This window comes from Enterobacter cloacae complex sp. S3 (genome assembly GCF_014930495.1).
Classification (GTDB): domain Bacteria; phylum Pseudomonadota; class Gammaproteobacteria; order Enterobacterales; family Enterobacteriaceae; genus Enterobacter; species Enterobacter asburiae_B.
In genome coordinates, this window is sequence record NZ_JADBRD010000032.1 from 54,260 (window position 1) to 80,892 (window position 26,633).

Annotated in this window: 25 protein-coding genes; 11 read left to right on the forward strand and 14 right to left on the reverse strand. The window is 55.7% G+C overall.

The window, feature by feature from the left end; genetic code table 11:
• Nucleotides 1-20 precede the first annotated feature (20 nt).
• The 3 genes from IM317_RS18545 to IM317_RS18555 form a co-directional block, all read right to left on the reverse strand.
• Nucleotides 21-2,564, reverse strand: a complete 2,544-nt coding sequence (locus IM317_RS18545) for a fimbria/pilus outer membrane usher protein (RefSeq protein ID WP_080277762.1) — start codon at nt 2,562-2,564, stop codon at nt 21-23.
• 25 nt (nt 2,565-2,589) lie between these two features.
• Complete coding sequence (locus tag IM317_RS18550; protein ID WP_033144992.1) at nt 2,590-3,264, reverse strand: molecular chaperone; 675 nt, start codon at nt 3,262-3,264, stop codon at nt 2,590-2,592.
• A gap of 68 nt (nt 3,265-3,332) precedes the next feature.
• A complete protein-coding gene (locus IM317_RS18555; RefSeq protein WP_033144993.1) occupies nt 3,333-3,869 on the reverse strand; it encodes a fimbrial protein in 537 nt (178 codons plus the stop codon).
• Nucleotides 3,870-4,135: 266 nt separating this feature from the next.
• Here IM317_RS18555 and ybiB point away from each other — a divergent pair, with 266 nt between their 5' ends.
• On the forward strand, nt 4,136-5,098 hold the full coding sequence (gene ybiB, locus IM317_RS18560) for a DNA-binding protein YbiB (protein WP_033144994.1): 963 nt from the start codon (nt 4,136-4,138) through the stop codon (nt 5,096-5,098).
• A 116-nt stretch (nt 5,099-5,214) separates the two neighbouring features.
• Here the strand turns inward: ybiB and ybiJ are convergent, their stop codons facing one another.
• The 3 genes from ybiJ to mcbA form a co-directional block, all read right to left on the reverse strand.
• Nucleotides 5,215-5,475, reverse strand: a complete 261-nt coding sequence (ybiJ, locus tag IM317_RS18565; RefSeq protein WP_023310874.1) for a DUF1471 family protein YbiJ — start codon at nt 5,473-5,475, stop codon at nt 5,215-5,217.
• A gap of 285 nt (nt 5,476-5,760) precedes the next feature.
• On the reverse strand, nt 5,761-6,027 hold the full coding sequence (locus tag IM317_RS18570; protein WP_033144995.1) for a DksA/TraR family C4-type zinc finger protein: 267 nt from the start codon (nt 6,025-6,027) through the stop codon (nt 5,761-5,763).
• Nucleotides 6,028-6,149: 122 nt separating this feature from the next.
• Nucleotides 6,150-6,416: a DUF1471 family periplasmic protein McbA gene (mcbA, locus tag IM317_RS18575; RefSeq protein ID WP_032661263.1), complete on the reverse strand. Its 267-nt coding sequence runs from the start codon at nt 6,414-6,416 to the stop codon at nt 6,150-6,152.
• 243 nt (nt 6,417-6,659) lie between these two features.
• Between mcbA and rlmF the strand changes: the two genes are divergently transcribed.
• A complete protein-coding gene (gene rlmF / locus IM317_RS18580) occupies nt 6,660-7,571 on the forward strand; it encodes a 23S rRNA (adenine(1618)-N(6))-methyltransferase RlmF (protein WP_033144997.1) in 912 nt (303 codons plus the stop codon).
• 46 nt (nt 7,572-7,617) lie between these two features.
• Here the strand turns inward: rlmF and ybiO are convergent, their stop codons facing one another.
• From ybiO to rhtA, 6 genes are all read right to left on the reverse strand, one after another.
• The gene (ybiO, locus tag IM317_RS18585; protein ID WP_033144998.1) at nt 7,618-9,831 is read right to left on the reverse strand and encodes a mechanosensitive channel protein; all 2,214 of its coding nucleotides are present in this window, start codon (nt 9,829-9,831) and stop codon (nt 7,618-7,620) included.
• A gap of 124 nt (nt 9,832-9,955) precedes the next feature.
• Nucleotides 9,956-10,678 carry a glutamine ABC transporter ATP-binding protein GlnQ gene (gene glnQ / locus IM317_RS18590; RefSeq protein WP_032641580.1) on the reverse strand — a complete coding sequence of 241 codons (723 nt, stop codon included), beginning with the start codon at nt 10,676-10,678 and terminating at the stop codon, nt 9,956-9,958.
• Nucleotides 10,675-11,334 carry a glutamine ABC transporter permease GlnP gene (gene glnP, locus IM317_RS18595; protein ID WP_003858462.1) on the reverse strand — a complete coding sequence of 220 codons (660 nt, stop codon included), beginning with the start codon at nt 11,332-11,334 and terminating at the stop codon, nt 10,675-10,677. Before glnP ends, glnQ begins: the two co-directional genes overlap by 4 nt.
• An 84-nt stretch (nt 11,335-11,418) precedes the next feature.
• Nucleotides 11,419-12,162, reverse strand: coding sequence for a glutamine ABC transporter substrate-binding protein GlnH (gene glnH, locus IM317_RS18600; RefSeq protein ID WP_033144999.1), 744 nt, complete (start codon nt 12,160-12,162; stop codon nt 11,419-11,421).
• Nucleotides 12,163-12,524: 362 nt separating this feature from the next.
• Nucleotides 12,525-13,028 (reverse strand): DNA starvation/stationary phase protection protein Dps, encoded by a 504-nt coding sequence (dps, locus tag IM317_RS18605; RefSeq protein WP_010428924.1) that lies wholly within the window; start codon nt 13,026-13,028, stop codon nt 12,525-12,527.
• A gap of 299 nt (nt 13,029-13,327) precedes the next feature.
• A complete protein-coding gene (gene rhtA / locus IM317_RS18610; protein WP_023334998.1) occupies nt 13,328-14,215 on the reverse strand; it encodes a threonine/homoserine exporter RhtA in 888 nt (295 codons plus the stop codon).
• A 354-nt stretch (nt 14,216-14,569) separates the two neighbouring features.
• Between rhtA and ompX the strand changes: the two genes are divergently transcribed.
• Nucleotides 14,570-15,088 carry an outer membrane protein OmpX gene (ompX, locus tag IM317_RS18615; protein ID WP_023310884.1) on the forward strand — a complete coding sequence of 173 codons (519 nt, stop codon included), beginning with the start codon at nt 14,570-14,572 and terminating at the stop codon, nt 15,086-15,088.
• Between the two features lie 157 nt (nt 15,089-15,245).
• Here the strand turns inward: ompX and IM317_RS18620 are convergent, their stop codons facing one another.
• Together IM317_RS18620 and mntS are read right to left on the reverse strand one after the other, a co-directional pair.
• Entirely contained in the window at nt 15,246-16,829 is a 1,584-nt protein-coding gene (locus tag IM317_RS18620; RefSeq protein ID WP_033145000.1) for a phosphoethanolamine transferase, read from the reverse strand.
• A 283-nt stretch (nt 16,830-17,112) separates the two neighbouring features.
• Nucleotides 17,113-17,241, reverse strand: a complete 129-nt coding sequence (gene mntS / locus IM317_RS18625) for a manganase accumulation protein MntS (protein ID WP_033145001.1) — start codon at nt 17,239-17,241, stop codon at nt 17,113-17,115.
• 183 nt (nt 17,242-17,424) lie between these two features.
• On the opposite strand from mntS, the gene mntR reads away from it, so the two are divergent.
• The 8 genes from mntR to IM317_RS18665 all read left to right on the forward strand — a co-directional run.
• On the forward strand, nt 17,425-17,898 hold the full coding sequence (gene mntR / locus IM317_RS18630; RefSeq protein ID WP_023310887.1) for a manganese-binding transcriptional regulator MntR: 474 nt from the start codon (nt 17,425-17,427) through the stop codon (nt 17,896-17,898).
• A complete protein-coding gene (locus IM317_RS18635; protein WP_033145002.1) occupies nt 17,895-19,004 on the forward strand; it encodes an anion transporter in 1,110 nt (369 codons plus the stop codon). Before mntR ends, IM317_RS18635 begins: the two co-directional genes overlap by 4 nt.
• Before the next feature lie 101 nt (nt 19,005-19,105).
• The gene (locus IM317_RS18640; protein WP_032661279.1) at nt 19,106-20,200 is read left to right on the forward strand and encodes an HlyD family secretion protein; all 1,095 of its coding nucleotides are present in this window, start codon (nt 19,106-19,108) and stop codon (nt 20,198-20,200) included.
• On the forward strand, nt 20,197-21,768 hold the full coding sequence (locus IM317_RS18645; protein WP_033145003.1) for a DHA2 family efflux MFS transporter permease subunit: 1,572 nt from the start codon (nt 20,197-20,199) through the stop codon (nt 21,766-21,768). Before IM317_RS18640 ends, IM317_RS18645 begins: the two co-directional genes overlap by 4 nt.
• Nucleotides 21,768-23,291: an efflux transporter outer membrane subunit gene (locus IM317_RS18650; RefSeq protein ID WP_033145004.1), complete on the forward strand. Its 1,524-nt coding sequence runs from the start codon at nt 21,768-21,770 to the stop codon at nt 23,289-23,291. The genes IM317_RS18645 and IM317_RS18650 overlap by 1 nt, the downstream gene beginning before the upstream one ends.
• Nucleotides 23,292-23,393: 102 nt before the next feature.
• Nucleotides 23,394-24,434 carry an aldo/keto reductase gene (locus tag IM317_RS18655; RefSeq protein WP_033145005.1) on the forward strand — a complete coding sequence of 347 codons (1,041 nt, stop codon included), beginning with the start codon at nt 23,394-23,396 and terminating at the stop codon, nt 24,432-24,434.
• 148 nt (nt 24,435-24,582) lie between these two features.
• On the forward strand, nt 24,583-25,959 hold the full coding sequence (locus tag IM317_RS18660) for a glycoside hydrolase family 1 protein (RefSeq protein ID WP_033145006.1): 1,377 nt from the start codon (nt 24,583-24,585) through the stop codon (nt 25,957-25,959).
• Between the two features lie 51 nt (nt 25,960-26,010).
• On the forward strand, nt 26,011-26,633 hold a 623-nt coding region (locus IM317_RS18665; RefSeq protein ID WP_193362517.1), incomplete at its 3' end, for a PTS transporter subunit EIIC.

A 26,633-nucleotide genomic window follows, 5' to 3' on the forward strand; every position in this document is an offset into this window, starting at 1 on the left:
TATGATCGGTCCGGTGTTAATCAGTGACACTGCGCGGCAGCGTTAATAATGTTGGTGTCATCCTTCTCTTGCGTCAGGGCGTAATCGGCGACGCAATGCTCGCTCGCCTCCTTGCCCCACGAAACGAAAAGGCGTCCTTGCTGCGGCAGTCCGGTGAGATACACCAGGCCGTCGTTACCGACGATAAATTCGCTGCTCTTGTCTTCCGTGGTGACCGTTGCGCCAAAGGGCAGCGGTTTGTCTTTCCAGGCCAGCGTCATTAAGACGCGGTTGCCCACGCGAGTATCGAAGCTGGCGCGAACTATCGCGCCGCGCGTTGGTGTCACCGTCTGCGAGGCGTGTGTCACGTCGGCATCGTCTGGCAGCGTCTCGGTATCCAGCGAAATTGGGTTGTGACGCCACGGAGTGACAAAGGGCACCAGCGTATAGCCGCGATAGTCCGTTTCCACGCCCGTCTGGTTGGCAACGTGCGTACCGTGCGTTCCCGGCGCTTTAATCAGCACCACGGTTTCGCCCAGGGTCTGACCGAAGGTGACGCCGTCAGAGTGGGCGACGATGCCGCCCTGGATCCCGGCGTTCACGGTGTACTGATGGCTGTCCTGGCTTACGCCGCCGCGCACTTCACCGTAGGTGCCTTTGTAATCCGCATTCATACTGGTGGAGGTGTTGTTATTAGCGCTGTCCAGTCCCTGCTGAACGTTCCAGCTCAGCTTGTCTCCCTCCAGCGCGGTACCATTCAGGCCCAGGTTGTGGGTGGTGCCGTCTTTACCGTTGTTCAGGCTGTAGTTTGCCCAGGTGTTAGGCAGCCAGCGGTCGAGCGGAACCGACACGTTAAGGCCGATTTGTCGGTCATAGCTGATGGATTTACCGTCCTCGTCCGTGTCGTCGCTGTTTTTATTGATGCTGTAGCTCAGGCTATAGCTCACGCCGTGCCAGCTATTGTTGTAGTTAACGCTCAGGGAGGTCATATCCTGACGCTGGCTCCAGTAACTCTCTTTCACCAGGCTTAGCGTCACCGAACCCCACTTTTCGCCCAGCGTCTGGTCGACGGTGGCCTCCGCCCGTGCGCGGCGCTGCTGTGGAGCGGACCAGTCGTTTGCACTGGTCCAGGACTCCATGGTGTCCTGCAGGGTGTAAAAGCCTTTGCTGTTGTAGCGATAACCCGCCAGCGAAAAGTGAGTGCCGGTCGCGATAAAATTTTTGCTGTAGCGCAGACGAAGGGATTGCCCTTTGCTGGTTTTGCGCTTTTTCAGTAACGCTTTGGCGCGGGTAACGTCTACGGAGAACGCGCCGAGGTCACCAACGTTTTTCCCTGCGCCGAGCGCGGTGGAGTGGTAATGCGAACTCTGCTGCGTACCGCCGTAAACGGTGACGCCGTGTGGCAGGCCATAGATGGCGCTGCCCTGGGCGAAAGGGGTCTTCTCAACCTCTTTATCATATGAACGGTAGCGCCCTGCAGCGATGCTGTACTTGAGGTGTTTTTCCCGCTGCAGCACCGGCACGGAGGCAAACGGCACCACGAAGTGACTCTCGCTGCCGTCGGTCTCTTTTACCGTGACGTTCAGATCGCCGCTGCTGCCGGTGGGATAGAGATCGTTAATCTCAAACGCGCCGGGGGCAACGGTGTTTTGGTAGATAACGTAGCCATTCTGGCGAACCACCATCTGGGCGTTACTGTGCGCCGTACCGCGTACCACCGGGGCATACCCGCGCTCGCTGTCGGGCAGCATGTCGCTTTCGGTTGCCAGCTGTGCGCCAGTGTAAGAGACACTGTCGAAAACGTCGGCCTGGGTGCTGCTCTGTCCCACGGTCAGCTCGCTCTTCAGCCCCACTATATCGCGCTGGGCATAGGTATAGACCGGGGTCAGCTTGCCGTCGCCCTGACCGCCATCCGAATTGTGGTTCCAGGTGCTGTAATTTCGCACGCGCCAGGCACCGGTGTTAAAACCGGGGCGCAGGTTAATAAACTGGCTGCTGTTGTCCGCTTTCCCATGCTGGCGGGCGTGGCTTTGGCTGGCGTTAACGCTATAGTTCAGGATGCCCGCGGTGATCCCTTCGTCATACTCTTTCGGATCGATGTAGCCGCGAGGCACCTGGCCCAGCGCCGACTGGGGAATACTCAGCAGTAGTTGCTGGTTTTTGATACGGAAAGTCGCCGAGGCCGAAGGGATGGCGCTGAGATCCGCGCATTCCCCTTTTGCCGCCAGCTTTGGATAATCTTTGGTTTTGATGCCCAGATGCGTTAATTCATCCAGACTCAGGCATGGCTGCAGGGAATCATCTCCCTGCGCATCTTTTTGTAATATAAAAAGGACGTCACGAGTGTCGATTTTATTATTATTGACGAACATCGTGACCTGATATTTACCTGGCGCCTGACCGGGACCGTTTTCATAAACAGAGAGATCGGTCTTTGCCTGCTCTGGATTATCAATATCCAGCAGGGCAGGGTTAAAATAATCATCAGCGTGGGCCTGCAGCGCGCAGCATGTCACCGCTATCCCACAAAAAGTGGGCAGCATTTCACGCAGTCGACATAATAGCGGCTTAGTTGTGCTGTACATGATTATCCAGGCGTTGAATAGAGTATTAACGAACGGATGCAGACCAGGTTTTACTGATGCTTCCGTAATCGTTAATGACCGACCAGCTTACGGTGTTACCGCTCATATTTGCCGGAAGGGCAAAGCGGGTAGAGGTATCTGGCACAGCCCAGGTAGCTTTTGCCACTTTTTGGCCGTTCAGCGTTACGCTCTGGAAATTCATATAGAAAGGCGTGGGGTTGTTTACCACCAGATCATTGCCTTCGCGGTGCCATTCCAGTTTATCAGCCACTGCTTCAGGTTTGCCTTTAATCGATGCAGGGCGATGCAGCAATTTAATACGGGTATTAATGGCTATTTGTAATGTATTAACGCCCTCTTCATGACTTGAAGAAGGAATGGCTTTAATATTTAACCAGTACAACGACTCGCGATCTTCTGGCATATTTCCGCCGGTGCGCACCACGCGCAGCACGTTATCTTCTTTAGCGTTCAGACGGAACAGAGGCGGGGTAATCAGAAATGGCGCTTTACCGCCTTTTTTCAAGCCGGTATCCACCCAGGACTGTACCAGATAGTTAATATCATCCGGATTGGAAATCCCAATCGAAGACTCTTTTTTCTCTCCCTGATAAACCAGTCGGGTGCCATTAATAATCACACCTGCATGGGCTGTTACTGCGGTCAGTAAAAGTGCGCTTAATAAATAACTGTGTCGCATAAATCTGTCTCAAAGAAAGAGGAGATATTAACCTTCGCGTGAAGGCGAATATCTCCTTATTGATCGTATCAGTTATAAATAACTGTAAAAGTAGACGCTGAGTTAGCCTGGCCGGCAGTGATCGATGCCTGTGTCTGTATATAACGTGCGCCAAACTCCAGATTATTTACCGTCGTGCCAGCAGCTAAAGGATACTGCTTCGAAGGCGTATATAAACTGACGGGCTGTTCGGAAGAATCAACCAGCTGAATCGCCACGCCAGTTGCCGTCGTCGCACCCGGGGTCAAGGCCAGCGTGGTGTTATTATCCGCATCTGGCGTACCGCCGAAGTTGATGGCTGCTGACGTGACCGTTTCCGGGCAGTTTTTTAACTGAATATCAAATTTCGTTAAGGTGCTGGTAGATCCCGCGCCGGTAAAGGCTGTTTTGGAGACTTTGCCCAGCGCAACATTCAGCGGACTGCTTAAGCCGTTAACCACCTGACAGGCGGAATCGATAATTTCACCTGTGAAGTTAATTTGCCCTTCACCGGTGGATGCTGCGAAAGAAGATGCAGAGCATCCCAAAGCGGCAGCAATGAATAAACCTAAAGTGACTTTTTTCATATTTAAACCTGTATGTTTCTCCTTTCGACATCTGCATCCCGCATTATTCGAAGTTATGTCTCAACTACTCACCGCCGACTATTTAATCAGAAAATTCAGGCCGGGAAAGGTCCCGCGCGGCTTCCAAATAATTCAATTAATTCTTGAAAAATAATTTTTCTTACTAAAACAACTGATTATAAAAAACCGCAGGGTGGGTAAAAAAACTAACAGCGGAGTCATCATCAGGGCTATATTGTTGATAACCTGCTGTAAGGAGAAATGTCGTGGATTATCGTAAAATTATCAAAGAGGTAGGCAGAGGTAAAAACCACGCCCGCGATCTGGACCATGAAACCGCGCGTGCGCTTTATACCCGCATGCTTAACGGCGAGGTACCGGAGCTGGAGCTGGGCGGTATCCTGATTGCGCTGCGTATTAAAGGCGAAGGTGAAGCGGAGATGCGCGGCTTCTATGATGCCATGCAGGCGCAAACGCTGCGCTTAACGCCGCCGGTGGCGAAACCGATGCCGATTGTGATCCCGAGCTATAACGGCGCGCGCAAGCAGGCAAACTTAACCCCGCTGCTCGCTATCCTGTTACACAAGCTGGGGTTCCCGGTGGTGGTGCACGGCGTTAGCGAAGATCCCACCCGCGTGCTGACGGAGACCATTTTCGGGATGCTGGGCATCGAGCCAACGCGTCATGCCGGCCATGCGCAGGCGAAGCTGGATGGCCATCAGCCTGTTTATATCCCGGTCGGCACGCTCTGCCCGCCGCTGGAAAAGCAGCTCGATATGCGCTGGCGCATGGGCGTGCGCAACAGCGCGCACACGCTGGCGAAACTGGCCACGCCGTTTGGCGAAGATGCCGCCCTGCGTCTCTCCAGCGTTTCGCACCCGGAATACGTGGCGCGCGTGGGGCAGTTCTTTGAGGCTATTGGCGGAAGGGCATTGCTGATGCACGGCACGGAGGGCGAGGTTTATGCGAACCCGCAGCGCTGCCCGCAGGTGATGCTGATTGATTCTGCAGGCACGCGCGCCATTCTTGAGCGCGGCGAAGAGAATACCGGTGTGATACTGCCTGAGGCAAAAGATCCGCATACTACAGCCCACTGGATTGAGCAGTGCCTTGCCGGAAATGTTCCTGTTCCGCATTCGATCAAGCTGCAGATGGCCTGCTGTTTGCTGGCTACCGGAGAAGTGGAATCCGTTCAGGCCGGGCTTGAACGCGTGGCGCAGGCGTTTTAGACAAAAAAAAGCCCGTCCAGTGGCGGACGGGCAAGCAAGGGTAACAACAACAGGGTCAATGAGGGTGGAGCAGCTCACCAGAGGGTATGGCGAGGGTACAGCATTCATTCAGTCGATTATTTGTAGATAACCGCGGTACCGCTCAGCTTGTTATTGCCGTTAGCGGAGGTAATGGTGTATCCGCTTGCACCGGCAGCAGCGGCTTTCTCAGCCAGTTTGGCTTCCAGACCGTCCAGCGTGGTGGCGCCATCAGCACTGACCACACCAACTTTGTTCATGTTCTGTGCCTGAGTAGAAGAGACAGGCTCTACGGCGAAAGCGCCGAAAGACAGAGCGGACAGGGCAACAGCAGCTACAGCATATTTGATGGTTTTCATAATTAATCTCTCGCAGGTGTTTCTGTTAAGGGGACGATGTTCCGTCGATGTGATAAGTATCACGGTTTTTTACGAGAGATAAAATCGAAGAGAATTGACGTGGTTGCTCAAAAAAATTGAATGACAAATAACTTATTGAATATTAATAAATTCAAAGTGCCGCTTTACACTTCTTGTGGATGCGCTTTACAGAAGCAATACGAAGGGCACGTTTTGCTACGCGTCTGGCTAAAAACCGTGAGCGTAAAGGAACGTGCGGGCTCGGTTAGTCTGGGTAAAGTAAAGTCAACGCAACTGGCTGTCTTTCGAACCTCTGCGATTATATCCTGAGTGCGATGAGTTTTTCGAATCTTTATGCTGCTGACACGTAATGCAAAGCCGCACGCCGGGGATGGCTTTTCGACGCGCCTCCGGAATGGGTTCTCCGCATTCTTCGCATTCCGTTAAGCTTTCGCCGCGCGGAATTTCACCGCGGGCACGCGCAACCGCATCTTCAATTGTACTGTTGATCTGTTCGTTAACAGCGTCGTCATTTGCCCAGCCGGAAGCCATAGCGTCCTCCTGAAATCGGTTTAGGCCATACGTTTACTATGGGGTTAAAAAATGAACAATCAAGGCGAAGGGAGAAGAGAACTGCACCCGTTGGGCAGATGCAGTCTTGTGGAAGAGACAGGTTATTTATAGATAGTCGCAGTGCCGTACATATGGTTATCTCCGCCAGCGGAGTTCACCACGAATCCTTTTGCACCTTCCTGACGGGCTTTTTCGGCGAGCTTAGCCTGCAGATCGTCAAGGTTGCTGGCACGGCTTACCGAAACGGTGCCTGCAGGACGTAGCTGGCTCGTATCGGTACTCTGGGTGAGTGACTGGACGGCCATGGCAGAGAAGGACGCGGTCGCGAGGGCGGCTGCGATAACAGCAAGGGTCAGGTACTTTTTCATAATCACATCCTCATGAGGAAACAACAGGTGATTCCCTTTAAGTTTAGAAGCCTGACGAGTGTGACTTAGCGCAAATATTTGATGATGATCTGCTTATTTTTTGAACGATATAAATTGACAATTCGCTGACGGATCATAGACATAAAGGTGTTTGATTTATGGCGATTTTTTGAACAGCGCAGAGAAAGATTTACCGTTGGGCCAGCAAAGGGTATCTTACGCCGCTGTTTAAAGGAGAATGCCATGACTGCCCAAAAGCCGGGATTGCACCCGCGAAATCGCCACCGCAGCCGCTACGACATGAACGCGCTATGCCTGAGCTGCCCGCCGCTGCAGGACTATCTTGTTCAGACCCCAGCGGGTGAACCCTCGGTCAACTTTGCTGACCCGCAGGCGGTTAAAATGCTGAACAAAGCCCTGCTGGCGCATTTCTACGGTGTGGCTCACTGGGATATTCCGGAAGGCTTTCTCTGTCCACCCGTACCGGGCCGCGCGGATTACGTTCATCACCTTGCCGACCTTCTTGCCGAAGGCAATGAGGGTGTCGTTCCACAGCAGGCCACCATTCTGGATATTGGCACCGGGGCGAATCTGATTTACCCGCTGATCGGGGCGCATGAATATCAGTGGCGCTTTACCGGAAGCGAAATCGGTGACGAGGCCTTTGCCAGCGCCCAGGCGATTATCAGCGCTAACCCGGGATTAAGCCGCGCCATTCGCCTGCGTCGTCAGAAAGATGCGGCGTCGATCTTCAACGGCATTATTCACAAAAACGAAAGCTATGACGCCACGATGTGCAACCCGCCGTTCCATGATTCGGCGGCATCGGCCCGTGCGGGCAGCGAGCGCAAGCGCCGTAACCTGGGTCAGGCTGAAGACGTCGCGCTGAACTTCGGCGGACAGCAGCAGGAGCTCTGGTGTGACGGGGGCGAAGTGGCGTTTATCCTGCGCATGATTGCGGAAAGCAAACAGTTTGGCCGTCAGGTGAAGTGGTTCACGACGCTGGTTTCCCGCGGGGATAACCTGCCGCCGCTCTACCGCGCGCTGACCGAAGCGGGCGCCGTAAAAGTGGTGAAAAAAGAGATGGCGCAGGGCCAGAAACAGAGCCGCTTTATCGCCTGGACGTTTATGGACAACAACAAACGTCGCAAATAGCACCCTGTCATAGGCCGGGTAAGGTGAAAGCCGCCACCCGGCTCGGTTACAGCGTCGGCTCCTGCGGCGGGAGCGGCGATGCGGGCGGCGGCAATACCTGATACGTCTGCACGGGCATCCGCACGTTCGCCAGATCGAAGTGTTTTTTCACCATGCTGTCGAGGGCAAAGCGCACCGTCCACTGCTTCAGCGGCTGGGTGGTGAACGACACGCGCAGGGTAAACGCCGTGTTCGTCAGCCCGACGATGCCGGCAAATGACGGCTCTCCGATCACCAGCCCGCGAATATCCTCCATCTGCATCAGTTCTTCTACCGCATCGCGCAGCGCCTGCTTCGCTTTGTCCGCATCCTCGTGGCGATCCACATCATAGTTCGCCACAACGGAACCAATCCCGCGCACAAAGTTGGCGAAGGTGGTGATCGAAGACCAGGGGATGATGTGGTAGGCCCCGGTGTCCTGACGCACGCCAACCGAACGGATGGACATCCTCTCCACGGTGCCGGTTAACGGCCCGATGGTCACCAGATCGCCCGTGTTCATCCCGTTCTCAAACTGAATGAAGATGCCGGTAATAATATCCTTCACCAGCGTTTGTGAGCCGAAGGAGATGGCCAGCCCCAGGGCACCGGCACCCGCCAGCAGCGGGGCAATATTCACGCCGATTTCTGACAGCACGATCATGATGGTGATGGTGCTGATAATTACCGCCAGCGCGTTGCGGAACAGGGTGAGCAGCGTTCTTGCCCGGGCGCTGGGTAGGGGCCTGCCGTGAATATCCGATACCAGGCGGTTCTCAATAAGGCTCGCCAGCAGCGTCCAGCCGACGGCGGAGAAGAACAGGATCAGCGCGATGCGAATCAGGATGTCGACCGTTTTTTCACCCGCACCGTTGTGCAGCCAGTTCCAGAAATCAAACAGGCTCCACGCATTCAGAAGCAGCATAATCGCCACGCAGACGGTGAGAATGCGCGCCACTTTGAGCGATACCGACATCCAGCCGTTTACCCGTTTTTGCAGTTCCGGGTAATTACGCTGCACCTGCGGCGACAGGGTGATGGTTTTCGAGATCCATCGCGACAGCAGCCCCGACACAAAGGCCGCGATGCCGATAATGGCCAGGCTTTTGAACGTCGCCCCCATCATAAATTTCAGGCTATTGCCCGGGTCAAACAGCGAGAAGAAGCACAGCACGATGAAGTAAGCGCTTGCCAGCCAGTGCCACACCAGGGCGAACGCGCGAATAAAGAGGCTAAAGAACGAGAGGGAGCGATCGGCCAGATTCAGCAGGCTTTGGGTAATGGTTTTTTTATTGTGGAAGATAAGATACAGCGACCAGACGGTAATGCAGATCATGATCAGCACGTTTGCCAGCGCGCCAAACTGGACGTTCACCTGGTTGGAGATGATCGGCACGGCAACCAGCAGGCCGTAGCCAATCAGCCCGCTGAGCACGCTCAGACGCAGCGCCCAGTACTTCGCGCTCGCATCCCGAATGGAGAAAGGCCGCAGCTCCGGCACGTGCGGACAAAAGAGTAACCGCAGCAGCGCCTTGAAGAACTCAATCAGGGCAAAGGCATTCAGGAAAAGCGACTGCTGGAAGGCGATGGTTTTGTTGCCTGCATTCAGCCTGTCGGCCAGCATCTGGCCTAAAAACAGCGTCAACGCCAGCAGCAGTAAATCGATGATAAACGCTGAGGCTATCATCAACGGCAGGTGCAGCCAGCTGCTTTTATGCTGATTCTTCCTGCGTCCCCATTGCCCCATTTTGCGGTACAGCGGCCACGCGCACAGACGCACCAGCCAGTAAAAAAGAAATACCGCACCCGCCAGCATCAGGAACTGCGTGGCGGCGGCGGTAAACGTTTGCGGGTTAAATGCCTTATGCGGCGAGCCAATCAGGTTGCGGTACAGCTGAGCGAAGCGTGATGAGAGCGCTTCCCCATAGTGGCGGCTCACGTCGGTGACATTTTCCAGCACCGTTTTTTGCTCCTCAACCTGCGGAGGGGTGAGGGTTGGCACCGACTCCTGCGGCGGCGTGGCGGCGGCTTTGCGCAGCTGGCCAATGAGCTCCTGCCGGGAGGTGTCGTTTTCAAGGACGTCGGCAAGCGCACCGTAGGCGGCTTTTTTCTGTTCAACATCGGGTTCCGGAGGCGGCGTATTTTGCTGGGTCGCAGGGGTTCCGGTGGTCACGCCGGGGATCGCGACGGCGAACGAAGGCGCACTAAACAGGCTAATCAACAGCAGCAGGATCCACGGCACGGCGTCCTCCGGTGAAAATGTCGAACAAAATGATAAGTATAGAAGTCGGGGCGAGGAGGGGGATTTTTGGGAACAATCTGGCGTAAAAAAGCCGGGCAAGCCCGGCTTAGCGTAAAGCGATGGATCAGGAGACGTGCTGCAGGAACTCCTGCAAACGCTGGCTCGGCGGGTTCGCAATCAATTCCTGCGGGTTACCGTCTTCCGCGATACGGCCTTTATCAATAAAGATCAGGCGGGACGCCACTTTCTCGGCAAAGCCGATTTCGTGGGTTACGATAACCATCGTCATCCCTTCTTCCGCCAGATCCTGCATGACTTTCAGCACCTCGTGGCGCAGCTCCGGGTCGAGTGCGGACGTAGGCTCATCAAACAGCATCATTTTCGGTTTGACCGCCAGGGCGCGGGCAATCGCCACACGCTGCTGTTGACCGCCGGACAGCTCGGAAGGGAAGTGGTGCGCACGTTCTGCCAGGCCGACTTTCGCCAGCAGATCTTTTGCCAGCGCTTCTGCCGCCGCTTTGCTGGCACCGCGCACGCGCAGCGGGCCAAACATCACGTTTTCCAGCGCCGTGAGGTGCGGGAACAGGTAGAACTGCTGGAACACCATGCCCGCTTCCTGACGAATCAGACGGTCGTCCACTTTCGGGTCGTTTACCTTCAGGCCGTCGACGATCAGATCGCCGCTGGTGATCTCTTCCAGCTTGTTGATGCAGCGCAGCAGGGTGGATTTACCGGAGCCGGATGGCCCAATAATCACCACCACTTCACCCTGTTTGATATTCAGATCGATATTGTGCAGCACCTGGGTTGGGCCAAAGTGCTTGGAAACGTTTTTAAATTCAATCACAGGATTTTCATCCTTCTTTCAAGACGACGCAGAACGAAGCTCAGAACCAGAGTAATGATCAGGTAGACAACGGCTACCGCACTCCAGATTTCCAGCGCGCGGAAGTTGCCAGCTATGATCTCCTGCCCCTGACGGGTCAGCTCTGCCACGCCGATAACAATGAACAGCGACGTATCTTTAATGCTGATGATCCACTGGTTACCGAGCGGCGGCAGCATGCGACGCAGCGCCAGCGGCAGAATAACGTGGCGGATCGTTTCGCGACGAGAAAGACCTAGCGCCAGACCGGCTTCACTGAAACCTTTATGAATCGACAGCACCGCACCGCGGGTGATTTCCGCAATGTAGGCGCCTGAGTTGATCATAATGGTGACGACGGCTGCGCTGAACGGGTCGATGCGCAGGTCGGTGAACGCCATAGGCAGGGCGAAGTAGATGAACATGACCTGCACGACAATTGGGGTGCCGCGGATCACTTCGATGAAAACAAGTGCGATGTGGTTTGCGATCCAGCCGCCGTAGGTGCGGGCGAAACCGGCGACAAGACCGATAATCAACCCACCAACCAGACCCAGGACCGAAATCCACAGGGTCATTTTAGCGCCTTCAAGCAAGAGTGGAATGGCAGGCCAGATGGCGCTCCAGTCAAACTGCATGATAATTTCCTGTTACTGTTACCGTGTTTCAAAAATAGCAGGGGCGAAAGGTCGCCCCCGAGTGAACGTCATTTTTACGTCTTATTATTTAGGCTCGGTACCGAACCATTTTTTGTAGATTTCGTTATAGGTGCCGTTCTCTTTCAGCGTTTTCAGCGCGCCGTTAACTTTCGTGCGCAGGTCGTCGCTGCCTTTCGGGAACGCGATACCGTACTGCTGTGCTTCCAGAGACTCGCCAACGGCTTTGAACTTGCCGTTACCGGCTGTCTTAATGAAGTACAGGATGTTAGGCGTGTCGTGCAGAACAGCGTCAGCACGGCTGGTGCCGAGTTCCATGTACGCGTTGTCGATGTTCGGGAACTGACGCAGGTCTTTGGTTTTGATATTTGCTTTCGCGTAATCAACAGAACCGGTGCCGCTCTTCACTGCCACCACTTTGCCGTCGAGATCTTTCACGCTTTTTACGTCGTTATTATCGGCTTTGACCATGACCAGCAGGCCGCTTTTGTAGTAGCCGTCAGAGAAGTCGATCGCTTTTTTACGTTCATCGGTAATGGTGATGCCTGCCAGTGCCAGATCAACGTTTTTGGTTTGCAGTGCCGGGATGATGCCGCTGAAGTCCATAGGCTTCAGGGTGTAATCCAGCTTGAGTTCTTTTGCGACAGCGGCCCACAGATCCACATCAAAACCAACGTATTTATCACCCTGTTTGAATTCAAACGGAACGAACGCCGTGTCGGTCGCCACAACCAGTTTGTCGGCAGCCTGAGAGGACACTGCAAAAGCCAGGGTAAGTGCAGCCAGTGAAACTTTTAATACAGACTTCATAGCATTTCCTTTTATATCCACGGGGCGATCCCCTGCGAGAACAGGTGGCACAATGAAAAAATCGTGCCAACTTTACAAGCTATTGTTTTGCAAAGGGGATGATGTCATGCATTGCACAATAAATGGGGCAATGAGGCTTTATTGCACCAAAGTGGAGCACCGTTTTGGTGCGCTTCGTTTGGCTCAACTGACGGGGAGATATTTAGCGTAAATTCTGACGAAAAAACAATCTTCCGTTAACGGTTGTGTGAGGTGATTATTACATTTCGTTCACTTTTGCAGGTGTGCAGACAAAAACTGTGCACCATAGATGTGCAAAACCCTCACCGGAGGGCGAGGGTTTGATAGAAAATTCGTATGAATTATTCGATGTTAGATTCGATAAACCACAGGAACTGGTCCAGGTCGCGGGAGGCGGCAGTGAAAATGTCTGCGGTATCTTCGTCTTTGGCTTCGCCGATCGCTTTGCGCACGTCATTGGCCACAATCGCGTAGCGGTCCGCCAGCTCTTTCAGGTGATCCTGAACGGTATGGATATCCAGCGGATAACTCTTCAGTGGCGTTTTGCTGTTGATCACCTGCGTGGTACCCAGCGCCACGCCGCCTAACTGAACGGCACGTTCAGCCATCGTATCGAGGTGGGTCACGAGTGCTGTGCGGAAGCCATCCAGCATTTCATGAACGGCAATAAAGTTTGCACCGCGCATATTCCAGTGGGCCTGTTTGGTGATCAGCGAAAGATCGATGAACTGGATCACCTGGCGATTCAGCAACTCAATGGTCGCCTTTTTGTCGCTATCCGATACATCGTTACGGGTATAAAGCAGATTAGACGCTTTCGTTTTCACCAGTTTAGCGGTACTCATAATCTCATATCCTCTTGATGTTTATGTCCCAGGTAATTACGGAACTAAGTATAGCACCGGATTTTTTCTCTGCGGTTTGGCTGTGCCTATCGGTTTAATAGCGAGAAGTGGCTTGTGAATTTAATTCATTGAAATAAATGGGTAATTTTAAAATTGATACAGATCAATCTTAATTGCTGGATGGGGATGTAAACGCAGAGGGATATTTCGAAAATAGAACAAAGTGTGTAAGAAATTATAACGCATGTCTTTCTGGCCTTTATTCTGCATGGCATGGAAGCCATGCAGAATATATGGCCTTAGCTGATATCCACTTTCTCAACTTTAGGTTCCGGGCGCATGGTGAGCGTCGAGCCCATTGATGCCGCGATAATCGAGCAGAGCGCCAGCGTCTGGGTCAATGTCAGGGTTTCGCCGAGAAACACCATTCCGGAAATGGCGGCTAGCGCAGGCTCCATGCTCATCAGGGTGCCAAATATACGCGTCGGCAGACGCGTAAGGGCAATCATCTCCAGAGAGTAGGGGAGTGCGGTAGAGAGAATCGCGACCGCCAGCCCGATGGGCATGACGGACCATTGCCAGATAGATTCGGTCGCCTGCGCCATGCCGATAGGCACGAAGACGATGGCTGCGATCAGGGAACCTAACGCGACGGTCGCCGGACCGTGCTCTTCTCCTGCACGCTGGCCCGTAAGTATATAGACGGCCCAGCAGGCGCCAGCACCCAGCGCCAGGGCTGCGCCCGTCAGATCAATCTCAGCGACGCTCTGGCCCAGCGGCAGCAGGAACCATAAGCCCAGAACGGCTAACACGACCCAGATAAAATCGACCGGACGTCGCGAGGAGAAAAGCGCCACCGCCAGCGGGCCGGTAAACTCCAGCGCGACGGCGATCCCCAGCGGTATCGTCTGAATAGAGAGGTAGAACAGATAGTTCATTGCCCCGAGGGAAAGTCCATAAAACAGCAGGGGTAAACGCTGCTCCTTTTTGAAGCGCAGACGCCAGGGTTTGAAAATGACCACCAGTATCGCCGTGCCCAGCACGATACGCAGGGCAGTCACCCCTGGCGCACCTACCAGCGGGAAAAGTGATTTTGCCAGCGAAGCACCGCTTTGAATGGACAACATGGCAATGAGTATGACTGCCACCGGCAACCAGACCGACGACGTGCGGGATAACCCAGGCATCCTTTCTCCTGTCAGCTTATGTCAAATGAGGTAAAGGTTGCAGTGTAAAGGAAATAAGCGGCAACGGTTGAGGCGCTGTTGAAAAAAAACCGTGTCAAATCCGTAAAATGGTTAAGCGCTGGTGGATTTATCGCCTGATAGATTAGGAATAATCTGGATGAATGTAACGGCGCGTACGCGCAATATGCGCATTTAGTAGTGAAAATTGCATGTGATTTGAAAGAGATAGCTGATGCTGGAAACGTTCTGTTACAGGAAAGGTTTCATTAGACATCACGAATCACAAAGAGTTTCGCAAATTTTTTTGATATATTTAAAACTTACGGACTTACTTGAAGCACATTTGAGGTGGTTATGAAAAAAATTGCATGTCTTTCAGCACTGGCCGCTGTACTGGCTGTTTCCGCAGGTACCGCTGTAGCTGCTACTTCTACTGTTACTGGTGGTTACGCTCAGAGCGACTATCAGGGCGTGATGAACAAAGCTAACGGTTTCAACCTGAAGTATCGCTACGAGCAGGATAACAACCCACTGGGCGTGATCGGTTCTTTCACCTATACCGAGAAAGATCGTTCTGAAAACGGCGCATACAACAAAGGCCAGTACTACGGTATCACCGCTGGTCCAGCTTACCGTCTGAATGACTGGGCGAGCATCTACGGTGTTGTAGGTGTTGGCTACGGTAAATTCCAGCAAACTGAAAACCAGAGCGAAAGCCGCACTGCAAGCAACAGCGACTATGGCTTCTCCTATGGCGCAGGCCTGCAGTTCAACCCAATCCAGGACGTTGCTCTGGACTTCTCCTATGAGCAGAGCCGTATCCGCAACGTTGACGTTGGCACCTGGATCGCGGGCGTAGGTTACCGCTTCTAATCACTCCGGTGAGCTAATAAAAAATCCGCCCAATGTGGCGGATTTTTTTTTGAAGGTAAAAGCAAAACGGCAACCCCAGGTTGCCGTTTTTAGTGTTTGTTCCCTCTCCCCGTGGGAGAGGGCCAGGGTGAGGGCATCAGTCCGCACGAGACGGCAATTACTTACTCTTAATATCAAAAATATCCGTACCCAGATGGTTGTAGTCAACTTTCTGTAACTTGAAGTTGGTAACGTACACTGGGGGAGCTTTCTTGTTAGAGACAAACGGGTAAGCCGTTTTTATCTGCTCGGCCTTAATCCCCGTCCACTGCGAGAAGAACTGCAGGAAATCATTTGCCGAACGACGCGCTTTAATAACGCGATGCGTTTTATCATCACTCGACAGCACCATAAACGGCACCTGGAAGTTCTGCTGGAACTTGTCATCGTGCGCCAGATACTGCACCTCTTTACCACGCTCTTTAAACGCCAGTCCGTGATCCGAGAAATAGACCATGGAGAAGCTGTCGCCCGTATTGCGCAGCTGATCGTACAGCTTGCTCAGCAGCTCATCGGTTTGCGTCATGGTGTAGAGATAGCAAGAGGTCTCTTTGGACTGCACGAACTCCGCGTACTTCCCGCCGGTCCGATCGCAGGCCTGTGGGTGCGATCCCATCAGGTGCAGGACGATCAGCTGAGGCTGGGTGCGCGGGGTGGCGAAGACCTGTGCCGTCATTTTCAACAGCGCTTCGTCTTTGGTGTTTTTGTCGGCTTCAAAGTCGCCGTTCTTCAGGAACTGCACTTCGTCGGCACGTTTGGCGATACTGGCGATGGCCGTATCGTATTCGCCAATTTGCCCCTGATTGGAGAACCACCAGGTCTGATAACCCGCGCGGTTTGCCAGGGTGACAAAATTATCCTGATACTGGGGTTTGCCGTCGACGACACGGTTTAGGGTCAGGCCGAGCGATTTCTGCGTCGAGCCGCTGGCCGCGACATAATCGGTAAACAGCGTGCCTTTAACCGAACTGGCAAACGGTGTGTTATCCCAGTGTCCGCCGAAGGCTCCCATGGCATCGCGACGGGCACTTTCGCCAATCACCACCACATAGGTGTGATATTTTGGCTTAACGGCCAGCACGTTCCAGGTGTCTTTCATATTGGAAAGCTCAGCCATGCGCGCCTGCTCGTCGAGAACCTCTTTATTATTGACAACGACGTCCTTCACGAAGCGGAAAACCGGATAGCCGATATTGGTGAGCCTTAGCTTACCGTCCCAGGGAATATTCTGGATGGGGGCGACAAACGCCACGGCAACGCTGAACACCAGACAGAGTATTTCGATCTTACCCCAGGGTTTTTTCTCGCCCGGCTGACGGCGGATGGCGATAACGCCCAGCGCGAAGATAAAGATCCCGACCACGTAGCTGTACCACGGGAAGATCGTCAGGATCTCCGTTGATTCTTCCATATTGGTCGAGTGCAGCGCCAGCAGGGTATTAAAGTTTGGCGCGCCGTAAGCCTGGCCAAACGGGAAATAGAGTGCAGCGACCAGCGAGCAGATCCCGATTAACGCTTTTTGCACGCGCGGTGCGGATCGCCACAGCACATGCAGAACGCAGGTGAACGCCACCGCGTAGAGCAAACTAAAGGGATAACCCAGCGCAAAGTTAATCAGTAATGACTGCAAAAAGTAAAAACCCGTCCACGGGCTTAAGGCCCGGCTGCGGGTCACAACGGTATCTATCAGGGTTACATTCATAGGTCACTATCATGGATGAAAACGCCATGTGCTCACCCTGGCGTCAAGGGTCATAACCTGCCTGACAGTGCGTGGAGAGGGAATGAGGGTCCGCTTCAGCGAGCCGCAAATTGTGCAGGGCTGCAAGAAGATAGTGCGAGCGCTAAAGAATATCAACAGTTGCTAAGCAGATGTTTTGCGAAGGGGACTGCAAATCCGTAAAAAAGATCGGGAATAAGGCGGCTGGAAGCCAGTTTAGAGCGAGATTGTGACGGGAAAATGAAGCGGCGTACCGCAACGCCGCTTAGTGGGAAGGTTTGTCGTCCTGATGCGGTTTGTTGTTAATCATATCGCACAGCATGTTCAACAGCATTAAGCGCACTTTAAAGGGAGAGTGGGTAAACACGGTCATGCACCTCTTGAATTCGTTCATAAGACCTCCTGAGTTTTGATCCCTTCGATCCGTGAAGGGTGACTGCATTACATACAGATATAGCACAGGCTATATTGTATAGCTATGGCTATTTCGTTAATTTTTTGTGCTTGCGGAGCTATGGTTTACAATGTGCGCTCTCGAATCCGGGCGCTGGAAGCGTCACCCCACTGAGGAAGTACAATGAACCGTCGCGCAGGTCATCCGACAATGAGGAAAACGACGCAACTGGTGAATGTTGAAGAACATGTCGAAGGTTTTCGCCAGGTCCGTGAAGCGCACCGGCGTGAACTGATTGATGATTATGTTGAACTCATTTCCGATCTGATTCGTGAGGTTGGTGAAGCGCGCCAGGTCGATATGGCCGCCAGGCTGGGGGTTTCACAGCCAACTGTCGCTAAAATGTTAAAACGCCTGGCTTCCGTGGGCTTAATTGAAATGATCCCCTGGCGCGGTGTTTTTCTGACGCCGGAAGGGGAGAAACTCGCGCAGGAGAGCCGCGAGCGCCATCAGCTTGTCGAGAATTTTTTGCTGGTGCTGGGCGTCAGCCCGGAGATCGCCCGCCGGGATGCGGAAGGCATGGAACACCACGTCAGCGAAGAGACGCTGGTGAAGTTTCGCGAATTTACCCTTAAATATGGTCCCTCCGCTGAATGAAAATCCCCGGACTGCAGGCCCTGGCACGCGATCGTTTCTTCCATCTCTTATTAATCATTGGCGCAGCGTTAAGCCTCTTTGTGCCTTTTGCGCCACACGCCTGGCCCGCCGCAATTGACTGGCGCACCATCATTACCCTGAGCGGCCTGATGATGCTCACCAAAGGGGTCGAGCTGAGCGGCTATTTTGACGTTCTGGGCCGTAAAATGGTGCGCCGCTTTGCCACCGAGCGCAGGCTGTCCCTGTTTATGGTGTTCTCCGCCGCGGTGCTGTCGACGTTTCTGACCAACGATGTGGCGCTGTTTATCATCGTACCCCTCACGCTCACGCTGCGTAAGCTGTGCGAGATCCCCGTCAGCCGGCTGATCATCTTTGAAGCGCTGGCCGTCAATGCGGGCTCGCTTCTGACGCCAATCGGCAACCCGCAAAATATCCTTCTGTGGGGACGGTCCGGGCTGTCGTTCGCCGCCTTTACCTGGCAGATGGCCCCTCTGGCGCTGGTGATGATGCTGTCGCTGATGGCGGTGTGCTGGTTCGCGTTTCCGGATAAAAAGCTGCAGTATCACAGCGGCACAACCGGCCCGCAGTGGCAGCCGCGCCTGGTGTGGAGCTGTCTCGGGTTATACATCGTCTTTCTGTTCGCGCTGGAGCTGAAGTATGAGCTGGCGGGCGTCCTGCTCGTTGCCGCAGGCTTTGTCGTCCTGGCGCGTCGCGTGCTGGTGAGCGTGGACTGGACGCTGCTGCTGGTCTTTATGGCGATGTTTATTGATGTGCATCTCCTTATCCAGCTTCCGGTACTGCAGAACGTTCTGCACAGCGTCAGCACGCTGTCTCAGCCGGGACTGTGGCTGACGGCGATTGGCCTGTCGCAGTTTATCAGCAACGTACCGTCCACCATTCTGCTGCTCAACTATGTTCCGCCCGATACGCTTCTGGCCTGGGCGGTGAACATCGGCGGGTTTGGGCTGCTGCCCGGCTCGCTGGCAAACCTGATCGCTCTGCGCATGGCCAACGACCGTCGTATCTGGTGGCGTTTCCACGTCTGGTCGATTCCGATGCTGGTTTGGGCCGCGGCGATCGGTTTCGGAATATTCCTTCTCATATAGTGCGCAATTTGTCAGTTTTTCCTGGCAAACGTATAGCAACGTCCTAGCTTTAGTGAACGGCATAGTGTGATGCCGCTCACTGACAGGACCGTTGCTGAACTATGGCTGAAGATCAAAACCCGCCTGCTGACGAGCAGGACAAAAACAATAATGAGCGTAAGCGCCCGGGCAAGAAACCGTTAATTATCCTCGGCATTGTCGTGGTGGTGATGGTGGTCGTGGCGCTGGTCTGGTGGTTTTTAACCCGTAACGAAGAGACGACCGACGACGCCTTTACCGACGGCGACGTGGTGACGATTGCCCCCAAAACGGCGGGCTACGTTACCGAGCTGCGCGTGCGCGATAACCAGCGCGTGAAAAAGGGCGATCTGCTGGTGGTTATCGATCCGCGTGACACCACCGCGCAGCGCGATCAGGCTCAGGCCCAGCTTGGGCTGGCTATCGCGCAGCTGCATCAGGCGCAGGCACAGCTGGCGCTCTCGAAGGTGCAATATCCCGCCCAGCGTGACGAAGCCAAAGCGCAGGTGCTGAAAGCGCAGGCCGATCTGGCGAACGCGCAGGCAGAGTACCGTCGCCAGCGCGGCGTCGACCCGCGTGCGACCACTCAGCAAAGTATCGACTCCGCGAACGCACAGCTGCGCAGCGCACAGGCAGGGCTGGCCAGCGCTCAGGCGCAGCTGGAAGTGGCAGAGCAGGTCCAGCTGCAAATCCGCCAGCAGGAAACCAACGTTGAAGCGCGCGAGCGTCAGGTCGATCAGGCTAAAGCGCAGCTAGAAACGGCCAACCTTAACCTCTCCTATACCGAAGTCCGCGCCCCTTTCGACGGCGTTGTCACCAAACGCAACGTGCAGCCCGGCACGCTGGTGCAGGCGGGGACGGCGCTGTTCTCGCTGGTTTCCCCGAACGTGTGGGTGGTCGCGAACTTTAAAGAGTCGCAGCTCGAGCGCATGAAGCCGGGCGATAAGGTCACCGTGTCCGTCGACGCGTGGCCGGATATGGAGCTTGAGGGCCACGTCGACAGTATTCAGCAGGGCAGCGGCTCGCGCTTCTCCGCCTTCCCGGCAGAAAATGCCACCGGCAACTTCGTCAAAATTGTGCAGCGCGTGCCGGTCAAGATCGTGATTGATAAAGGCCTGGATCCAAACAAACCGCTGCCGCTGGGGCTGTCGGTTGCACCGAAGGTGACGGTGGAATGACGGATCACAGCCACGACAGCTGGAAACCCGCCAGCAATCCGTGGGCGGTGGCGATTGTCGTCACCCTGGCGGTATTCATGGAAATTCTGGACACCACCATCGTCAACGTGGCGCTGCCCCACGTGGCAGGCTCGCTCTCGTCCAGCTATGACGAATCCACCTGGGTGTTAACCAGCTATCTGGTCGCGAACGGCATCGTGCTGCCCATCTCAGCGTTTCTGAGCCGGGTGTTTGGCCGCAAGCAGTTCTTCCTGATTTGCATCGTCATGTTCACCGTCTGCTCGTTCCTGTGCGGGATTGCCACCGAGCTGTGGCAGATCATCCTGTTCCGCGTGATGCAGGGCTTTTTTGGCGGCGGGCTGCAGCCCACGCAGCAGTCGGTGCTGCTCGACTACTTCAAGCCGGAGGACAGGGGCAAGGCCTTTGGTCTGTCCTCCATTGCGATTATCGTTGCGCCGGTGCTTGGCCCGACGCTGGGCGGCTGGATCACCGATAACTATTCCTGGCGCTGGGTGTTCTTTATCAACATTCCGGTGGGGATTGTCACGGTGCTGGCGATCTACCAGCTGCTGGAAGATCCGCCGTGGGAGAGCAAATCAAAAGAGAAGCTGACTATCGACTGGACGGGGATCGGCCTGATCGCGCTGGGGCTGGGCTGTCTGCAGGTGATGCTCGACCGGGGAGAAGATGAGGACTGGTTCTACTCGAACTTTATCCGCACCTTCGGCGTGTTGACGCTTGTCGGCATTATCGGCGCCATCTACTGGCTGGTGTATGCCAGAAAGCCGGTGGTGGATCTGCACTGCATGAAGGACCGCAACTTTGCCATCTCCAGCCTGCTGATGGCGGGGATGGCGATGATCCTGTACGGCAGTTCGGTGGTGATCCCGCAGCTGGCGCAGCAGGACCTGGGCTACACCGCTACCTGGTCCGGGCTGGTGCTGTCGCCCGGCGCGGTGCTGATTGTTTTAACCATTCCGCTGGTGCTGAAGCTGATGCCGGTGGTGCAGACGCGCTGGATCATCGCCTTTGGCTTTACCTGTCTGGCGGTGTCGTTCTTCTGGTCGCGAACGCTGACGCCGGATATCGACTTCGAAACCCTGGTGCTGTTCCGCAGCGCCCAGTCGATAGGGCTGGGGTTCCTGTTTGTGCCGCTCACGACGATTGCATTTATCTCGATACCGAGGCGGCTGAATGCCGATGCGGCGGCGCTGTTTACCATGTTCCGCAACGTCGCGGGTTCGATTGGCATATCCCTTTCGACGGCGGCCATCACCGAACGCGCGCAGGCGCACAGCGCGCATCTGGCGTACCACGCCTCGCCGCTTAACGAGCAGTTCCAGCAGGCGATACGCGAAAGCGCCCAGGCGATCCAGAACTTTACCACCCAGGTGGGCGACCCCACCGGCATCGCCACCGGACGCATGTACCAGACCATGATCGAGCAGTCGCGCTTCCTGGCCTACATCGACGTCTTTACCATCCTGAGCGCGGTGGCCTTGTTACTGATTCCGTTTTGTTTGTTGCTCTCGCCGGTTAAGAGCGAGGGGAGTGCAGGAGCACATTGATGATACACAGACGTTTACACCCCCTGATGATAATGATGCTGCTGGCGGGCTGCGCCGTCGGGCCTGACTACCAGCAGCCTGCGCCGCCCGCCGTTACGCACTGGAACGATAAGGGCGACAGCGCGGTGAAATCGCAAACCACTTCCGCCGCGACCAATCCGCGCTGGTGGAAGACCTTCGGCTCGACGCAGCTCGACAGCCTGGTTGAGCGCGCCATTGCCGGAAACCTGACGCTGCAGCAGACGGTGCTGCGCATCGCCGGGGCGCGAGAGCAGATTAATCAGGCGGGCGGGGCGTTTTATCCGTCGGTCAACGGCAATCTGCAGGCGACGCGCCAGCAGCTTGGCCTGGAAGGGGAGCTGAAATCCCATGGCGTGTATGACCAGGTGGATAGTATCGATCCCAACCTGAAGGGCGCGCTGGGGCCGCTGACGCAGCCGATTAATCTCTACCAGGGCAGCTTCGACGCCCAGTGGGAAATCGACCTGTGGGGCAAGGTGCGTCGTCAGGTGGAAGCCGCCGAAGCGCAGCAGAAAGCGGCTATTGAGCAGCGTAACGACGCGCTGGTATCGCTGGAGGCCGAAGTGGCGCGCGCGTGGCTCCAGCTGCGCGGGGCGCAGAGCATTATCGCCACGCTGAACACCCAGATTAAAAGCGCGCAGCAGACGCTGGATCTCACCGAAAGCCGCCAGCGGGGCGGGCTGTCGCCGCAGATGGATGTGGAAAACGCCCGGGCGCAGTTAGGCAACCTTGAAGCACAGCTTCCGCAATATCAGGCGCAGGAGCGGCAGGCGATGAACGGCCTGGCGATCCTGCTCGGCAAGCCGCCAGGGGCGCTGGATGCGGAATTGCAAAGCGTGCAGCCGATGCCAGCCCTGCCGGATATTGTGCAGACCGGCATTCCGTCCACGCTGGCGCGACGCCGTCCGGACGTGCGCGAAGCGGAGGCGAACCTCCACGCCGCGACGGCGCAAATCGGCGTCTCGGTGGCGGAGCTGTTCCCGAGCTTTACGCTCTCCGGGCAGTTTGGCCTGCGCAACAGCGAAACCAACTGGCTGACCGACTGGAGCAGCCACTTCTACAGCTTCGGCCCGCAGGTCTCCATTCCCATCTTCCAGGGCGGTCGACTGGTCTCCAGCGTCAAGGTGGCGCGCGCGCAGCAGGGAGCGGCGGTGCTGGACTATCGCCAGACGGTGCTGACCGCGCTCGGGGATGTGGAAAACGCGCTGGTGAGCTATCGCACCGACCAGCAGCGTGAAGCGGGTCTCGCAAAAACGATCGACGCCCTGCAAAACGCCTTTGATTTAGCGAGCGACAGCTACCGGCAGGGGATCGCCAGCTTTATCGACGTGCTGGACGCCCAGCGTCAGCTGGCGCAGGCCCAGCAGCAGCGCGCGCAGGCGCAGGTGCAGAGTGCGCTCGATCTGGTGGCGCTCTACAAGGCCCTCGGCGGCGGCTGGGAACCGTATCAGCAGGTGCAATTACCAGAATACAGCGTCTTTGGCGACGCCCCGCGCGGATAAATTCAGAGGATTGGGCAAGAAACGGACAGGAACACCACATTCGCGATGGCTGAGGGGCGGGTATAACTATCGGGTACCCAATCGACATGCGAGGAATAACTTATGCGTTATCAAAAACTGGGCAACACCGGTCTGTTTGTTTCTGAACTGTGCCTCGGCACCATGACCTTCGGCGGTGAGGGCGGCATGTGGGGCAAGATTGGCCAGCTCCAGCAAAGTGAAGCCGAGCAGCTGGTGGGCCGCGCGCTGGATGCCGGGATCAACTTTATCGACACCGCGGACGTTTACTCGGAAGGACGCTCGGAGGAGATCACCGGTCAGGCGCTGAAAAACCTGAAGATCCCTCGCGAGAACGTGGTGGTCGCCACGAAAGTGTTCGGCGAAACGGGAACGGCAGGGGTGAACTCGCGCGGCAGCTCGCGCTATCACATCATCAGCAGCGTGAAGGAGAGCCTGCGCCGCCTGCAGCTCGATCATATCGATCTCTACCAGCTTCACGGCTTCGACCCCGCAACGCCGATTGAAGAAATGCTCTATGCGCTGGATAACCTGGTGCAGCACGGCCACGTGCGCTACATCGGCGTCTCGAACTGGGCGGCGTGGCAGATTGCCAAAGCGCTCGGTATTTCTGAACGTCTTGGGCTGGCGCGTTTCGCGTCGCTGCAGGCGTATTACACCATTGCCGGGCGCGATCTGGAGCGCGAGCTGGTACCGATGATGCAGAGCGAAGGCGTCGGGCTGATGGTCTGGAGCCCGCTTGCGGGCGGTCTGCTGAGCGGAAAATATGGCCGCGACGGTCAGAGCGAAGCCGGTGGTCGTCGTCTGGAGTTTGACTTCCCGCCGGTGAACAAAGAACGCGCCTTCGACTGCGTGGACGTGATGCGCACTCTCGCCGAAAGCAAGGGCGTCTCCGTCGCGCAAATCGCGCTGGCCTGGCTGCTGCATCAGAAAGCGGTGACCAGCGTCATCATTGGCGCGAAACGCGTCGAACAGCTGGACGACAATATCGCCGCGACCGGGATCCGACTGAGCGAAGACGAGCTTAAGCAGCTTGATGCGGTGAGCGCGCTGCCGCGCGAATACCCGGGCTGGATGCTGGAGCGGCAGGGGGAATATCGCCGCAATCAGCTCGCGCAACAATAACCTTCCTTGCCCCGGTAGTGCATCGCTAACCGGGGCTTTTTTTCCCGCATTGCTCACAAAAAACGATCCTCCTCTTTGATCCCCATTTCATCTTCGCCTATATGACTAGTCATGAAATTTTAAATGACTAGTCATATAGGGAGAGAGCATGAACAATTCGCTGCCGGCCAATTTTTTATGGGGCAACTCGGTGTCCAGCATGCAGACGGAAGGCGCATGGAACGAGGGTGGGAAGGGGATGTCGGTTTACGACATTCGCGAAGCCGGGGAGAACGTCTCCGACTGGAAAGTCGCGACCGACTCCTACCACCGCTACCGGGAAGATTTCGACCTGATGCAAGATCTGGGCATGAACTGCTATCGCTTTCAGATCTCATGGAGCCGCGTCTGCCCGCAGGGCGACGGCGCGTTCAACGACGAGGGCATCGCATTTTATGACCGCTTTATTGACGATCTCATCGCCCGCGGCATCGAGCCGATGGTTTGTCTTTACCATTTCGATATGCCGCTGGCGCTGGCGCAGGAGTACAACGGCTTCAACGACCGCCGCGTGATGGAGGCCTTTATCCGCTACGGCAAAAAGATGATCGACTGCTATGGCGACCGCGTGAAGTACTGGCTGACCTTCAACGAGCAGAACATTTTCCATATGCCTGAAGCGTTCCGCATTTCCGGCTATATGCACGGCGACAAAACCCTGCGCGAGCTGTACGAGCTGCAGCACCATACGATGGTGGCGCACATGGCGCTGACCGAATATCTGCATCAGACCAGACCGGGCCAGCTGATGGGCGGCATGCTGGCGCACCAGCTGATCTACCCGGCCACCTGCAAACCGCGCGACATCTTCTGCGCCCAGCAGTACGACGAGTTCCTCAACCAGAACCTGCTGCGCGTCTTCGCCGGGCAGGGCTACAGCCCGGCGGTGATGGCGGTGGTGGAGCAGGAGGGCTTTGGCGATATCTACCGCGCCGAGGATTTAGCGCTGCTGGCGCGGACTAAAAACGACTATATGGCCTTCAGCTACTACGCCAGCAAAACGCTGGACAGCGATGCGATCCCGGAAGGCACGCCGGTGAACTATTACCTGCTGCACGGCGAGAAAAACAACCCGTACCTGAAGGCCACCGAGTGGAACTGGCAGATCGATCCGCTGGGCTTTCGCACCATCATCACCCGCTACGCCAACGACTGGCGGATGCCGGTCTTCCCGATCGAAAACGGCATCGGGGTGATTGAGTCCTGGGACGGCGTGAACCCGATTGAGGATACCTACCGCATCGACTACCACCGGGCGCATATCAATGCCATGAAGGAGGCGATGTTCGAGGACGGGGCAGAGGTCATCGGCTACCTCGGCTGGGGGTTAATCGACATTCTCAGCTCCCAGGGCGACATGCGTAAACGCTACGGCGTGGTCTATGTCAACCGTGAAAACCATGACCTGAAAGACCTGAAGCGCGTGCCGAAGAAGAGCTACGCGTGGTTAAAACAGGTTATCCATACCAACGGACGCGAGATGTAAGCCGTACGCTGCCGGGCCGTTTTTGTGACTGATTGATGGGAACTATCCGCTATGTCTGAAACAAAAATAACACCGCACATGCAGTCTTTTGTCGATAAATTTGTAGAGTTCTCGGCGCGCCTGGCAAATCAGGTGCACCTGCGCTCCCTGCGCGACGCTTTCGCCACGGTGATGCCGATTTTCATCCTCGCCGGTCTGGCGGTGCTGGTGAACAACGTGGTATTTCCGTGGATTTTTCACGGCGACACGCTCGCGCAGTTTAAGGTGTGGGGCGAGGCGATTATCAACGGCACGCTGAACATTGCCGCGCTGCTGCTGGCCCCGATGATTGCCTGGTCGCTGGCGCGCAACAAAGATTTCGACAATCCGGTCTCGGCAGTGGTTATCGCCGTCAGCAGCTTCATCATCATGATGCCGATGCGCCTGCAGATTACGCCCGTCGGCAGCGATGCCGCGGTGAACATCACCCAGGTGCTGACGTTCACCAATATTGGCTCAACCGGGATTTTCGCCGGGGTGCTGATCGGGCTGCTCTCAACGGAAGTGTTTATCGCCATTTCGCGCCTGAAGGCGCTGCACATTTCCCTCGGAGAAAACGTGCCTCCGGCGGTGAGCAAATCCTTTACCGCGCTGATCCCGACCATTCTCACGCTCTGTCAACGCAAAGCAGAAGT